This window comes from Saccharopolyspora dendranthemae, assembly GCF_007829955.1.
Taxonomy (GTDB): domain Bacteria; phylum Actinomycetota; class Actinomycetes; order Mycobacteriales; family Pseudonocardiaceae; genus Saccharopolyspora; species Saccharopolyspora dendranthemae.
In genome coordinates this window covers 775,291-789,090 of record NZ_VIWX01000002.1, presented here as the reverse complement: position 1 = coordinate 789,090, position 13,800 = coordinate 775,291, and the positions used below count along the sequence as shown (strand labels likewise).

Annotated in this window: 14 protein-coding genes and 1 riboswitch; of the genes, 10 read left to right on the top strand and 4 right to left on the bottom strand. The window is 70.1% G+C overall.

Features of this window, described 5'->3' with window-relative positions; all coding sequences use genetic code 11:
- The first annotated feature begins 7 nt into the window (after positions 1–7).
- Entirely contained in the window at positions 8–331 is a 324-nt protein-coding gene (locus FHU35_RS12395; RefSeq protein WP_145738760.1) for a putative quinol monooxygenase, read from the top strand.
- A gap of 80 nt (positions 332–411) precedes the next feature.
- The gene (locus tag FHU35_RS12390) at positions 412–1,632 is read left to right on the top strand and encodes an MFS transporter (protein WP_145738758.1); all 1,221 of its coding nucleotides are present in this window, start codon (positions 412–414) and stop codon (positions 1,630–1,632) included.
- Here FHU35_RS12390 and FHU35_RS12385 read toward each other — a convergent pair.
- Positions 1,586–2,179 (bottom strand): MSMEG_1061 family FMN-dependent PPOX-type flavoprotein, encoded by a 594-nt coding sequence (locus FHU35_RS12385; RefSeq protein WP_145738756.1) that lies wholly within the window; start codon positions 2,177–2,179, stop codon positions 1,586–1,588. The two genes, FHU35_RS12390 and FHU35_RS12385, sit on opposite strands and share 47 nt — an antisense overlap.
- A gap of 12 nt (positions 2,180–2,191) precedes the next feature.
- Positions 2,192–3,187 (bottom strand): iron-siderophore ABC transporter substrate-binding protein, encoded by a 996-nt coding sequence (locus tag FHU35_RS12380; protein ID WP_145738754.1) that lies wholly within the window; start codon positions 3,185–3,187, stop codon positions 2,192–2,194.
- 216 nt (positions 3,188–3,403) lie between these two features.
- Between FHU35_RS12380 and FHU35_RS12375 the strand changes: the two genes are divergently transcribed.
- The 7 genes from FHU35_RS12375 (at position 3,404) to FHU35_RS12345 (ending at position 12,069) form a co-directional block, all read left to right on the top strand.
- Positions 3,404–4,174: an SDR family NAD(P)-dependent oxidoreductase gene (locus tag FHU35_RS12375; protein ID WP_145739962.1), complete on the top strand. Its 771-nt coding sequence runs from the start codon at positions 3,404–3,406 to the stop codon at positions 4,172–4,174.
- Between the two features lie 32 nt (positions 4,175–4,206).
- Positions 4,207–4,388: riboswitch (cobalamin riboswitch) on the top strand.
- Between the two features lie 65 nt (positions 4,389–4,453).
- A complete protein-coding gene (locus FHU35_RS12370) occupies positions 4,454–5,443 on the top strand; it encodes an ABC transporter substrate-binding protein (RefSeq protein WP_246110258.1) in 990 nt (329 codons plus the stop codon).
- The gene (locus FHU35_RS12365) at positions 5,440–6,462 is read left to right on the top strand and encodes a FecCD family ABC transporter permease (RefSeq protein ID WP_246110257.1); all 1,023 of its coding nucleotides are present in this window, start codon (positions 5,440–5,442) and stop codon (positions 6,460–6,462) included. Before FHU35_RS12370 ends, FHU35_RS12365 begins: the two co-directional genes overlap by 4 nt.
- Before the next feature lie 55 nt (positions 6,463–6,517).
- Positions 6,518–7,522 (top strand): Gfo/Idh/MocA family protein, encoded by a 1,005-nt coding sequence (locus FHU35_RS12360; protein ID WP_145738752.1) that lies wholly within the window; start codon positions 6,518–6,520, stop codon positions 7,520–7,522.
- Positions 7,523–7,576: 54 nt separating this feature from the next.
- Positions 7,577–8,785 (top strand): cytochrome P450, encoded by a 1,209-nt coding sequence (locus tag FHU35_RS12355; protein WP_222429355.1) that lies wholly within the window; start codon positions 7,577–7,579, stop codon positions 8,783–8,785.
- Entirely contained in the window at positions 8,779–10,353 is a 1,575-nt protein-coding gene (locus FHU35_RS12350; protein WP_145738750.1) for an outer membrane protein assembly factor BamB family protein, read from the top strand. Before FHU35_RS12355 ends, FHU35_RS12350 begins: the two co-directional genes overlap by 7 nt.
- A 120-nt stretch (positions 10,354–10,473) precedes the next feature.
- Positions 10,474–12,069, top strand: a complete 1,596-nt coding sequence (locus FHU35_RS12345) for an alkaline phosphatase D family protein (RefSeq protein ID WP_145738747.1) — start codon at positions 10,474–10,476, stop codon at positions 12,067–12,069.
- 241 nt (positions 12,070–12,310) lie between these two features.
- Here FHU35_RS12345 and FHU35_RS12340 read toward each other — a convergent pair whose 3' ends face one another.
- Together FHU35_RS12340 and FHU35_RS12335 are read right to left on the bottom strand one after the other, a co-directional pair.
- The gene (locus FHU35_RS12340; RefSeq protein WP_145738745.1) at positions 12,311–12,514 is read right to left on the bottom strand and encodes a DUF397 domain-containing protein; all 204 of its coding nucleotides are present in this window, start codon (positions 12,512–12,514) and stop codon (positions 12,311–12,313) included.
- 11 nt (positions 12,515–12,525) lie between these two features.
- Positions 12,526–13,362, bottom strand: coding sequence for a helix-turn-helix domain-containing protein (locus tag FHU35_RS12335; protein WP_145738743.1), 837 nt, complete (start codon positions 13,360–13,362; stop codon positions 12,526–12,528).
- Between the two features lie 123 nt (positions 13,363–13,485).
- Between FHU35_RS12335 and FHU35_RS12330 the strand changes: the two genes are divergently transcribed.
- On the top strand, positions 13,486–13,704 hold the full coding sequence (locus tag FHU35_RS12330) for a hypothetical protein (RefSeq protein WP_145738741.1): 219 nt from the start codon (positions 13,486–13,488) through the stop codon (positions 13,702–13,704).
- Positions 13,705–13,800: the final 96 nt, after the last annotated feature.

The following is a 13,800-nucleotide window of genomic DNA, read 5'->3' as shown; positions in this document are numbered from 1 at the left end:
AACGATCATGATCTTCATCGTGGCGAAGTGGCGGATCAAGCCGGAGCACGCCGACCGCTGGCCGGAGATCTCCCGGTGGTTCACCGAGGCCACCCGCGCCGAGCCGGGGTGCCTGTGGTTCGACTGGTCGCGCAGCCTCGACGACCACGACGAGTACGTGCTGGTCGAGGCGTTCCGCGATGACGAGGCCGGCTCGGCTCACGTCACCTCGGAGCACTTCCAGAAGGCCCGCGGGGAGCTGCCGCCCTACCTGGCGGAGACCCCGCGCATCATCAACGCCAAGCTCGACCAGGACGGCTGGTCCGAGCTCGGCGAGATGTCGGTGGGCTGACCGGTTCGAGGGGGTGTCCCCCGGCACATCCCCTCGACAACCCGGATCGTTGCCTCGGCTAATGGCCTACGGTCGGGGTCATGCCCGCTCCGCCGATCACGCGCACCCCGAATCGCTGGCTGATGCTGACGATCTCGATGTTCGCGCAGCTGGCGGCGACGGTGTTCACCAACGCCGCACCCGCGCTGATCCCGAACCTGCACTTCGAGCGCGGGCTGTCGTTGTCGCAAGCGGGGTTGATCGCCGCGGCCCCGCTGGCCGGGACGATGTGCACGCTGATCATCTGGGGCGCGGTCGTCGACCGGATCGGTGAGCGGGTGTCGCTGCTGATCGGGTTGAGCATGCTCGCCCTCAGCGCCGCCGCGGCAGCGCTGGCCGGTTCGCTGGTGCTGCTGGCGGTGCTGCTGTTCCTCGGCGGTGCGGCCGGAGCCAGCTCGAACTCGGCCAGCGGCCGGGTGGTCTCGGGCTGGTTCCCGCCGCACCGCCGAGGCATGGCGATGGGCATCCGGCAGACCGCGCAACCCCTCGGCGTGGGACTGACCGCGGTGCTGGTGCCCAACCTGGTCGAGTCTCATGGGCTCGCGATCACCATGCTGACCGTCGCAGCCGTGTGCGCGGTGGCCGCGGTGCTGGTCGCAGCGTTGATCGTGGACCCGCCGAGACCGCCGGTGGCCGAGTCCCGCCGGAACGGCAGCAGCGACAACCCCTATCGCGGCGACCGGGACCTGGTGCGCATCCACGGCGTCTCGATCGCGCTGACGGTGCCGCAGCAGACCGCCTGGACCTACATGCTGGTCTGGCTGATCGCGACCCAGCACTGGACCACGGCCGCGGCCAGCGCACTGGTCGGCACGACGCAGCTGTGCAGCGCGCTGAGCCGGGTGGGCGCGGGGATCTGGTCGGACCGGATCGGCAGCAGGCTGCGGCCGATCCGCTACTTCGCGTTCGGTTCGGCGATCGCGATGGGCGGTTTGGCGGCCTTCTCCGGCACTCCCCTGGCGCTGACCTTCATGGTCGTCGTCTCCATCGTCGCGGTGGCCCACAACGGCCTGGCGTTCACCGCGGTGGCCGAGATCGCCGGTCCGCATTGGAGCGGACGGGCGATGGGAGCGCAGAACACCGGCCAGTCCCTCACCGCCACCGCCGTCCCGCCCGTCATGGGAGCCCTCATCGCCACGGCCGGCTACCCGGTCGCCTTCGCGGTGGCGGGGTGCTGCGCGCTGCTCGCGGTACCGCTGGTGCCGACCCGGAGCGTCACACCCGCGGCTTCAGCGCCTGCTGGGACTCGTAGAGCGCGCTGACGCCGAGCTGCTCGACGCCGACCGGCCAGGTGCCGGGCCGCCACGCGCCGGACTTGAGCAGGGCTCGTCCGCAGTGCACGAACAGCTCCTCGACGCTGACGACCACCCCGAGCTCCGGAGGCACCCCCTTCAGCGCGAGATCCGCCATGAACGGCGCGGAGGAGACGATCGTCGCCGTGCCGTTCACGCGGAGCACGTGGTTGACGCCCGGGATCATGAACAGCATCCCGATCTGCGGGTTCCGCAGCAGGTTGTGCAGCCCGTCCATCCGCCGGTTGCCGGGACGTTCGGCGTAGGCCAGGGTCTTGCCGTCGTCGAAGACCACGACGCTGCGGGTGGTGTCCCCTCGCGGCGAGACGTCGACCATCCCGCCCGCGCCCGTGGTCGCCACGACGAACAACCGCGACTCCTCGATGAACCGGCGGCTGACCTCGTCGATCCCGGCAACCACCTTCTCGGCGACCACCGGGTGCGGCGGTTCGACGATCTCGCGGAGCTGCGCTTCGGAGGTGACCTGCTCAGCCGCACTCGGATCCCACGAGGGCACGCGTCGTTCTCCTCAGCCCGCCTGGCTCTGCGCGATCAACGGCACGACCTTGTCGATCGCGAAGGACATGCCCGCGGCCGTCCCCGCGGAGAACGCCTGCGTCGCCTGCTCGTCGTGCAGCACCACGGCACGCTTCTCGCGGACCGAGGGGACCGACTGGAACATCTGGTCCTTGTCGATCTCCCCGGCGTCGATGCCGATCGGGAACATCACCGTCAGGTCGGCGTTGAACAGGTCCATGCGTTCAGGCGAGACGGGGATGAAGAAGTTCCCGCCCGCCAACGCCTGGACCGCAGGTGACTGCCGGAATCCCAGGCGCTCCATGAATTCCAGCCGCGACCCGCCGTTGACGTAAGCGCCGTAGGAGCCGACCATCTTCGCCCCGACCGACACGGTCTTGCCCGCGAACTGCGGGTTCGCGGCGGCCGCCTGCTGGAACTTGGCCTCCAGATCGGCCTTCTGCTGCGCGGCTTCGGTGCTCTTGCCCAGCGCCTTGCCGACCATGTCGAGCTGCTGGTCCCACGTGGTCAGGTACGACTCCCCACCCGGCGGGATGCTCACCACCGGCACGCCGAGCCGGTTGAGCAGGTTGTAGCGCTCCTTGTCGCCGCTGGCGCGGGTGTCGAGGATGAGGTCCGGCTCCAGCGCGGCGACGGCCTCCATGTCGACCTCCATGGTGCCGAGCATCTTCGGCGGCGCGCTGTAGCGCTTGTCGGCGGGAATCCACGGCGGAACTCCGTCACCCCCGACCGGCAGCCAGTCCGCGGCACCGACGGGCTGAACTCCGAGGGCCAGCGCGGTTTCCGCGTCGCCCCAGCCGAGCGCGACGACGCGCTGCGGACGCTCCGGAACGGTCACGTCACCGAACGCGGTCTTGATGGTCACCGGGAACTGCCCGTCGGCCGATCCAGCAGCGGGCTTGTCCTCGGGACCGGCCGCACCGCAACCGGTCAGGGCGATTCCCAGCAGGACTGCCATGATCAGCCCCAGGGTCCGCATCCAGCGCATTTCCACACCTCGCAGCGAGTAAAGTGCGCCTAACCTAACTAACCCTCCGTGCGGAGTCCAGCCCGCTGCCCACCCCAGCGTCACCGACGTTCGTCACATTCGTCCGGAACCGAGCCGGTTTTCGGCCGCGCTCATGAGCAACTTCCCGCCGTGGTCGCGCGTTGATCCTCACGAGCCCCGGCGGGGGCGTTCGACGTGCGGGAGGACCCGATGGTGATGGACAGGCTCAACGGCAAGCGCGTGCTCGTCACGGGCGGAGCTTCGGGGATCGGTCAGGCGAGCGTGCTGCGCCTGCTCGACGAAGGCGCCCGGGTGCTGACCACGGACATCGACGAACCCGGCCTGAAGGAGACGACGCGGCGCGCCGCCGAAGCGGGCACCTGCGACCGGCTGGGAACCCTGCCGCTGGACATCTCCGAGGAGGACGCGGTCGACGCGACGGTCCCCGCGGCGGCCGAGCAGCTGGGCGGACTGGACGTGCTGGTCAACGCCGCCGGGACGTTGCACAGCGCGCGCACGCACGAGTGCTCGCTGGAGCTGTGGAACCGGATCCTCGCGGTGAACCTCACCGGCACGTTCCTGGTGACCCGCGCGGCCCTGCCTGCGCTGCTGGCCACCGGGAGCGGCGTCGTGATCAACTTCAGCTCGACCTCGGCGAACTTCGCCCACCCGTACATGGCCGCCTACGCGGCGAGCAAGGGCGGGATCCAGTCCTTCACCCACAGCATCGCCCTGGAGTACGCCAAGCAGGGGTTGCGCGCGGTTTCCCTGGTGCCCGGCGGGATTCGCAGCGGCATCACCGAGACCACCGCCGACAAGCTGCCCGCGGACACCGACTGGGACCTGTTCACCAAGCTCTCCCCCGCGCTGGGCAGCGGATTCGCTCCCCCGGAGCACGTGGCCGGTGTGGTCGCGATGCTCGCCTCCGACGACGGCGCGTTCATCACCGGCACCGAGATCCGCGTCGACGGAGGCACCCACCAGTGACCGGCCCCCGGATCCGCCGAGGTGCGCCCGGTTAGACTCGCCGCCGAGCCGGTCGTGCCACGTGTGGCCGATGGGAATCCGGTCGGAAGCCGGAGCTGACGCGCAGCGGTAGGGGTGACGAGCGAGCCCGAGCCACTGGATCGCACGCGATCCGGGAAGGCGGCTCGCTCGGTGGAGCCCGAGCCCGAAGACCTGCCGGCTCCCCGGTACCGCACCCGGTTCCGGGAATCGGCCGACCAGGTCTCGCGCACGGATCTGGGGTGAGGATTTCCGCACGACGTGTTCCGCCGTTGGAAGCGCACGGGCTTGACCCTGCTCTGCGCCACCGCCATCACCGCCTGCTCCGCACCTTCCACGGAGTCCGCTCCGCCCCGGGTGTCGTTGCCCAACTGCGACGGGCAGGTCTCCGTGGCCGAGCCGCCGCGCCGGGCCGTGAGCCTCAACCAGTCGACGACCGAGATCATGCTCGCCCTCGGCCTGGCCGATCGCATGGTCGGCACCGCGACCTGGACCGACCCGGTGGACCCGGCGTTGGCCGCCGAGAACGTCCGGGTCCCGAGGCTCTCCAACAACAACCCGTCGTTCGAATCGGTGCTGGCCACCGAGCCGGACCTGGTGCTCGGCGCCTACCAGGCGGTGTTCACCGACGAGGGCGTCGCCTCGCGCGAGCGCTTCGGCGAGCTCGGCGTTCCCACCTACCTCTCCCCCTCCAACTGCATGCCCGAGGAAGCGCCGCTCGCCGAGCCGGTCGAGCTCGACGACATCTACCGCGAGGTGCACGAGATCGCCATGATCTTCGACGTCCCGCAACGCGGTGAGGCCCTCGTGTCGGAGCTGCGGCAGCGCGTCGAGGCCGCGCGGCGCAAAGCCACGCCCAGCCAGGACACCTCGGTCCTGTTCTGGTTCGCCCGGACCGAATCCCCTTACATGGCAGGATCGACCGGCTCTCCGGCGATCATGACCCGCACTCTGGGAGTGCGCAACGCCTACGACGACGTGCGCTCGATGTGGCCGCAGGTCTCGTGGGAGGACGTGCTCGCGCGCGATCCCGATCTGCTGGTGCTCGGCGACCTGACCCGCGACGGCGAAGGCGATTCCCTCGCCGCCAAGCAGCAGTTCCTGCGCACCGATCCCGCGGTGTCGCGGCTGCCCGCCGTGGCCGAGGGCCGCTGGATGGGCATGACCGGCACCGAGATGAACGTCAGCATGCGCACCATCACCGGCATCGAACGGCTCGCCGACCGGCTCGCCGAGCTGGAGCGGCGGTGAGGACGGGACGCCTGCCCGCTCCGCTGATCGTGCTCGGCGGCATCCCGCTGCTGCTCCTGTCGATCGCCGTGGCCGTCACGCTCGGCCCGGCACCGCTGTCGGTCGCCGACGTCGCCGGGGTCGTGGGAGCGCGGCTGGGCCTCGGTGAGACCGAGGTGTCGCGGATCGGCCAGGGAATCGTCTGGCAGCTGCGATTACCGCGCGCGGTGCTCGCGGCGATCTGTGGTGCGGGGCTGGGGATGTGCGGCGCGGTGCTGCAGTCCTTGCTGCGCAACCCGCTCGCCGACCCGTTCCTGCTGGGCGTGTCGGCAGGTGCTTCCACCGGTGCCGTCCTGGTGGTGATCCTCGGGTTGGGCGCGGGCGCGATCGGGCTGACCGCGGGCGCCTTCGCCGGCGCGCTGGTGGCGTTCGCGCTGGTGATCATGCTGGGGACGCTGGCGGGCGGCACGACCACGCACCTGGTGCTGGCCGGTGTCGCCGGCACGCAGCTGTTCTCGGCCCTGACGTCGTTCGTCGTGATCACCTCGGCCGACGCCGAGCAGACCCGCGGCGTGCTGTTCTGGCTGCTGGGCTCGCTGTCGGGCGCTCGCTGGAACGACGTGGTGGTCTCGGGCGCGGTGTGCGCGGTCTGCCTGCTGCTGTGCCTGGCCCGGGCCGGAGCTCTGGACGCGTTCGCGCTGGGCCAGGACACCGCCGCCGCGCTGGGTGTCCACGTCGCCCGATTGCGGATCGGTCTGCTGGTGGCCACCGCGCTGCTGACCGCGACGCTGGTCGCCTCGGCGGGCGCCATCGGGTTCGTCGGCCTGGTCCTGCCGCAGGCCGCGCGGCTGCTGGTGGGACCGCGTCACCGCGCGCTGATGCCGGTCACCGCGGTGCTGGGCGCGATCCTGCTGGTGTGGGTGGACGTCCTGGCGACCACCATCGCCGCGCCGCAGGAGGTCCCGGTCGGTGTGATGACCGCGCTGGTCGGTGTTCCGGCCTTCGCCGTCCTGCTCGCACGGCGCGGCCGAGCCGCCTGAGCGTCCCGAAACCCCTACGCTGCGGACGAAGACACGATTCTGCGGAGGAGTGGGGATGGACCAGCAGGTGGCGTGGGGCGTGCTCGGCTGCTCCGGGATCGCCGAACGACGAATGCTGCCCGCGCTCGACGAGATCGAGGGTTCCTCGGTGGTGGGCATGGCCAGCCGGACCCCGGACAGGGCCGAGCGGTTCGCCGCCCGGCACGGCGGAACGGCGATGAGCTACGAGCAGCTGATCGACTCCCCGGACATCGACGCCGTGTACCTGTCGTTGCCGAACTCGCTGCACTTCGAGTGGGCCGAACGCGCTCTGCGCGCGGGCAAGCACGTGCTGTGCGAGAAGCCGATGACCGTCTCGGCCGAGCGGACCGACTCCCTCACCGCGCTGGCCGCCGACCGCGGGCTCGTGCTGCGCGAGAACTTCGCCTTCCTGCACCACCCGCAGCACGAGGTGGTGCGCGAGCTCGTGGAGCGCGGGCGGCTGGGGAGGCTGCGCACCTTCAGCTCGGCGTTCGGGGTGCCGTCCCCACCCGTCGGCGACATCCGCTACGACCCCGCGCTGGGGGCCGGATGTCTGCTCGACGTCGGGGTGTACCCGATCCGGGCGGCCCAGCTCATGCTCGGCAGCGGGTTGACCGTGGCGGGCGCGACGCTGCGGGTCGACGCCGACACCGGCGTGGACATGGCCGGTCACGCGCTGCTGGTGTCGGAGAACGGGATCTTCGCCGATCTGGAGTTCGGGTTCCAGCACAGCTACCGGTCCCGCTACGCGCTGTGGGGCGATGCCGGGCACCTGAGCCTGGAGCGCGCGTTCACGCCGCCCGCCGAGCACCGACCGCTGCTGCGGCTCGAAGAGCAGGACCACCACGAGGAGTTCGTGCTCGACGCCTCGCACCAGTTCCGCGATTCGCTGGCCTCGTTCGCCGGGGCGGTGCGCGACGGGCGCACCCCGGAGATCGAGCGGTCGTGGCTGCGCGGAGCCCGGGAGACCGCGCGGCTGGTGGAGGCCGTTCAGGAGACCGCGACCCGGGTGAAGCAGCGGGGCGCGGTTCCGGCCTGAGCCGTTCCGGTACCTTGGGTTAAGTCACACGACTTAACCCAAGGGGGATCGCTCGTGCGCGACGCCATCGAGCCCGCCGTCGTCGAGGTCAGCCGCCGCCGGACCGGATTCGGACCGGCACCTGATGTGGAGGCCCTGCGCGACGGCACCGGGATCGCGCGGGTGCCCACGCCGTTCGGCCCGCCCGCCTGGTTGCTGACCCGGCACGAGGACGTGCGCCGGATGCTCGGCGACACCACCGGTTTCCGCAACGGCTGGACGACCGCCGATCTCTCCGGAGGTGCCGCGAGGGACCCCCGCCAGCTCTCCGGCGACGGCAGCGGGAACCTGCTGTCGATGGACCCGCCGGATCACAACCGGCTGCGGCGGATGCTCACCCCGGAGTTCACCGTGCGCCGGATGCGGCGGCTGGAACCGCGCATCGTCGAGATCGTCGAGCAGCACCTGGACGAGCTCGAACGCCGCGGCAGCCCGGCGGACCTGGTCTCGCAGTACGCGCTGCCGATCCCGTCGCTGGTGATCTGCGAGCTGCTGGGAGTTCCCGGCGCCGACCGCGACGAGTTCCAGGAGCGCACCCGCAGGCAGCTCGACCTCACCGCCTCGGTCGAGGAGAAGGCCGAGCTCGGTCGCGAAGCTCAGGCCTACATGGCCGACCTGGTGCGGCGCGCCCGCCACGCCCCCGGCGACGACCTCATCGGCATGCTGATCCGCGAGCACGACGAGAAGCTCAGCAACGCCGAGCTCATCGGGGTGGCGAACCTGCTGCTGGTCGCCGGGCACGAGACGACCTCCAACATGCTCGGTCTCGGCACGCTCGCGCTGCTGCGCCATCCCGATCAGCTCGCGGCGGTGCGCGACGATCCCGAGTCGGTGGAGGGCGCGGTCGAGGAGCTGATGCGCTGGCTCAGCGTGGTGAACTCCGGCTCGCCCCGGATGGCCACGCGCGACGTCGAGCTGGGCGCGGTGACGATCCGGCGCGGTGATCTGGTCTCGTTCAACCTGCCTGCCGCGAACCGGGATTCGGCGCTGGTCGAGCACCCGGAGCGCTTCGACATCAGCCGTTCCGCTGGACCGCACCTGGGATTCGGTCACGGCCTGCACCACTGCCTGGGCGCACCGCTGGCGCGGATGGAGATGCGCATCGCGTTCCCGGCTCTGCTCCGCCGATTCCCGGCCCTGCGGCTGGCGGTGCCCGAGGACGAGGTGGCCTGGGCGAGCGACCACGCCATCTACGGACTCGAGGAGCTGCCGGTCGCATGGTGAGCACGCGATTCAGCGCGTTCGGCACCGCGCGCAGCGAGATCTGGCAGATGCGACGGCTCAACCGGCCGAGCCCGCTGTGGGGTTCCAACGGCATCACCTTCGGCCCGGACGGCAGGCTCTACGTCGCGCAGTTCCTGGCCGGGCAGATCAGCGCCGTCGACGTGCGCACCGGTGCGGTCGAGGTCGTCGTCCCCGCCGACGGGCCGGTCCAGGCGCCGGACGACCTCGCTTTCGGCGCGGACGGTTCGATGTACATCGCCGACATCACCCCGCAGCGGGTGTGGCGCCGCTCCCCCGACGGCGAGTTCACGGTGCTGTCGCAGGACATCCGCGTGCCGAACGGGATCACCTGCGTCGGCGACCGGCTGTTCGTCAACGAGATGAGACCGAACGGCCGTCTCGTGGAACTGCTGCCCGCCACCGGCGAGGTGCTGGTGCTGGCCGAAGGCCTGGCGATGGGCAACGCGATGCAGCAGGGCCCGGACGGATCGCTGTACTACCCGCACATGATGACCCGCCAGGTGTGGCGGGTGTCCCCCGAGGGAGGCCCGCCGCAGGAGGTGGCCGACGACGTGCACGAGCCGGTGGCGGTGCGCTTCGACCACGACGGAGCGCTCGTGGTGCTCTCGCGCGGCGTCGAGGGCGTCGTCACGCGCATCGATCCGGACACCGGCCGCCGCAGCATCATCGAGACCGGTGTCGCCGGGATGGACAACGCGGCCTTCGACCGGGAGAACCGGATGCTGGTGTCCAGCTACGGCAGCGGCGGGGTCACCGAGGTCGAAGCCCTCGGCACCCGCACCGTCGTGGGCCGCGGGCTCAACGGCCCGTTCGGCGTGACCGCCGACGAGGCCGGGCGGGTCTACGCGGGCGACCACTTCCGGCTGGCCGACGGCGATCTGGTGACCGGCGAGCTGATCCAGCCGGTGACCGGCGGCGCTTGCCACGGCGTGGCCGCAGCCGGCGGGCTCGTGCACATCACCTCGATGCACGGCGACGTCCGGACCTTCGACCCTGCCACCCGGGCAGTGCGGTTGCGGGCGAAGGGACTCGCCGAGCCCACCGGCATCGCCATCACCGACTCGGGCCTGCTCGTCGCGGAAACCGGTGCGGGACGGGTCATCCACATCGATGACGCCGACGCGGTCACCGTGATCGCCGAGCTGCCGCACCCGATCGACGTCGCGCTCGACGACCAGGGCCGGTACTACGCCTCGGACGACACCCTCGGCGCCGTGCTCCGGCTGGACGAGCACCCCGTGACCACAGTGGACGGACTGGAGCAGCCCCAGGGCATCACGATCCGCGAGAGCTCGCTGCACGTCGTCGACGCCGGCACCAAGCGCCTCATCGCGGTGGACCTCACCACTGGGGACTCCCGGATCGAAGCCGAATCCCTCCCGGTCGGTCTCCCTCCGGGCCTGCACCGGGAAGACCCTGCCCCCACCCTCTTCCCGCCGGCCAGACCACGCCCCTTCGCGGGCCTGACGACGGGACCCGACGGTTCCCTGCTGCTCGCCGCCAACGGAGAAGGCACCGTCCAACGCCTCACCCCCGCTCGAGGGTGATCTGGCAACTGGCAAGACGCACCAGCCGTTCAGCTGTGGGTTACCAACGCGAACCTCGTCATCTATGTTGGGGATCAACAATGCGTCTTCGTTGATCGATCCTCGAACGGTGGAGGCACCATGAGCTCGCGTGCGCATAACGTTTCCCGACGCCGGTTCCTCGGCTACGGCGCGGCAGGTTCAGCGGCCGTGCTGCTGGGCACGGGAACGTGGAGCGCCGCGAGTTCGTTCGCGGCCCCGGCCGCAGCCGCGAACCCGTTCGCACTCGGCGTGGCCTCCGGCGATCCCGTCCCCGACGGGGTCGTGCTGTGGACCCGGCTGGCTCCGGACCCGTTCGCCGAGGACGGCAGCGGCGGGATGCCCGCCCAACCGGTCCGGGTCGAGTACGAGGTCGCCGCGGACGAGCGGTTCGCCGACGTCGTCCGCAGGGACAGCGTCGTGGCGACCCCCGAGCTGGGCCACTCGGTGCACCCCGAGATCAGCGGGCTCGCACCGGACAGGGAGTACTTCTACCGCTTCCGGGTCGGCGACGACATCTCGATGGTCGGCAGGACCAGGACCACGCCCGACCCCGCGTCCACCCCGAGCGAGCTGAACTTCGCGTTCGCGTCGTGCCAGGCGTGGCAGGACGGCTACTTCACCGCCTACGACCACATGGCCGAGGAAGACCTCGACCTCGTGGTGCACCTCGGCGACTACATCTACGAGTACGGCACCAAGGACAACAAGCGCGGCGTGGAGACCGATCCGAAGTTCCACACCGAGACCTTCGACCTCGCGCGCTACCGCCTGCAGTACGGGCTCTACAAGGCCGAGGAGCCGCTGCAGCGGGCGCACGCGCGCTTCCCGTGGATCGTAACGATGGACGACCACGAGGTCGAGAACAACTGGGCCGGCGACCTCTCCCAGGTCGACGACGAGCCCGATCAGGACCCGGCCGAGTTCCGCCGGCGCAGGGCCGCCGCTTTCCAGGCCATGTACGAGAACTTGCCGCTGCGGCAGGCCCAGACGCCCTCCGGGCCGGACATGCGGCTGCACCGCCGGTTGTCCTACGGCCGCCTCGCGGACTTCACGATGATCGACACCCGGCAGTACCGGGACGACCAGCCCTGCGGCGACGGGCACTCGGCGGACTGCTCGGACCGCCTGGACCCGGACCGCACCCTTCTCGGCGCGCAGCAGCGGGACTGGGTGCTCGACGGGTTCTCCGGCTCGGCCGCGCAGTGGCAGGTGCTGGGCAACCAGGCACCGCTGGGCCAGACCGACCGAGACCCGGGCGAGGCGGTCGACGTGTTCATGGACCCGTGGGACGGTTACGTCGCCGAGCGCGACCAGCTGCTCGCCGCCGCGCAGGACAGCGGCGTGCGCAACCTCGTGGTGATCACCGGTGACCGGCACCAGAACTACGCGTGGGACCTCAAGCGCGACTTCAGCGATCCGGATTCGGCGACGGTGGCCAGCGAGTTCGTCGGGACGTCCATCTCCAGCGGCGGCAACGGCGACGATTCCAACGAGGAGACCGCGCGGCTGCTGGAGGCCAACCCGCACATGAAGTTCATCAACGCACAGCGCGGCTACGTCCGCGTCAACGTCACCGAGCAGCGGTGGCAGAGCGACTTCCAGGTCGTCTCCCACGTGACGGAGCCGGGAGCACCGATGACGACCCGCGCCACCTACGTCGTCGAAGACCAGAAACCCGGAGTCCAGAAGGGCTAGGAGCAGCGCGGAGGCAGACCGGGCGCGTCGCACGAGTCCCGGGAGTGGTCGCCACGTCCCAGTTTTAGTCCAAACCGAGCCATGATCATGTCCGCTTTGTCCGCCTAGTTTGGACTAAAACTGGGAGCGGGCGACGAATTCACCCATCCGAGGAGCGCGGACGCGGACGGGAAACGCCCGCCCCGGTTTCGGGACGGGCGTTCCGGCAAGCGCGATCAGCGGCCGGGAGCGACCTGTTTGATCAGCGGTCGAAGTGGCCGGTTTTCAGGGCGGCGACGAACGCGTGCCACTGCGGAGCTGTGGTCGTGAAGTGACCGGCTGCGCGGTCCTTGGTGTCCCGCACGGCCGCACCGGCGTCGGAGGTCCGGCCGACCTCGACGCAGTTCTGCGCCCCCTGGCTACGACTGGACTTCCGCCAGCCCGTGACCGACTGAGACGCGGGCATGGTCACCACTCCTAGGTCAGCTCTTTGATCCTCCGATCCAGCATCTCGACCGTCACCCGGTCCGACGCTGAAACCATCCGCAGCGTATCGAACGCCTTCACGTAGCGGTCGGTGTGGGCGGGTTTGTCGAGATAGTCACCGCTGGTGAGCGCTTCGGTGTAAACGAAGGTGGCGGACGGTTCTTCAAGGTGCAGAAGCGTCCACGCAGATCCGAGCGCAACATGCTCCCCCACGTCGAACGGAAGGATTTGCAGGGTGATGTTCGGCCGCGCCGCCAACTTGCGCACGTGCTGCAACTGATCTCTCAGAACTTTAGGACCGCCGACCTGGCGGAAGAGCGACGCTTCACCGATCACGCACCACAGCTGTGGCGAATCGTCAGCGAGCATTCGATCAGCTCGGCGCACTCGCTCAGCAACAGCCGGTTCGACATCTTGCGTGTCGTCGAGCGGGTTCGACAATGCAGCACGCGCCGTGTGTTCAGTTTGCAGCACAGGGGGAATCACTTCGGGGTCGTAGTACTTGATCTCCGTGGCTGCGCCTTCGAGGGCGACGTAGGTTGCTGCCCAGTCGGGGACGCGGGCAGGTTGGTCTCGGCGGCGGGCCTCCTTGGCGAGGGCGCGGAGGCGGTCGGCCTCGTCCTGGTCTTCGACCCCGAACAGGCGGATGAGCTCGTTGACCTCGGCCGCGGAGACCGTGAGGTTCCCGGACTCGACCTTCTGGATCTTGCCGACGTACCAGTCGAGCGTCTCGTTGATCTCCTTGGACTTCACGCCCGACCTGTCGCGCAACGCGCGGAGCATCAACCCGACCTGCACCCGCCGGACCGCCGGCCACGTCTTCGACATGACTCAGGATCTTGCACCAGCCCGAACCCGCCGATCAAGCACATGACCCTTTTGGGCAATCGCCAATTGCAATTGCAGTTCGCTACCTTGCAGTCAAGCCGATCACGAGCGAGAGGACTGGGGATGCGAACCGAGCAGGCACAACGGCACTTCTGGCTACCCGTCCCGAACGAGAAGGTGCCCGGCGGCGTGCGCCACGCCTTCCCGGGACCGCGTTGGGACGGGCTGCCGTCGGCCGATTCCGTGTGCGGAAAACACGTCGCGCTGGCGCAGCCCAGCGAGGTCGACTGGATCTACTTCCCCACCTGCGCCGAGTGCAACTCCCGCCTCAAGAGCCGCTAGACCACCGCGCCCGGTCCGCCTTCCCCCGACCGGGACGGGCGCGGACATGAAAAGGCGTCTCCACCAACGAATCACGCTGGTGGAGACGCCTTTTCC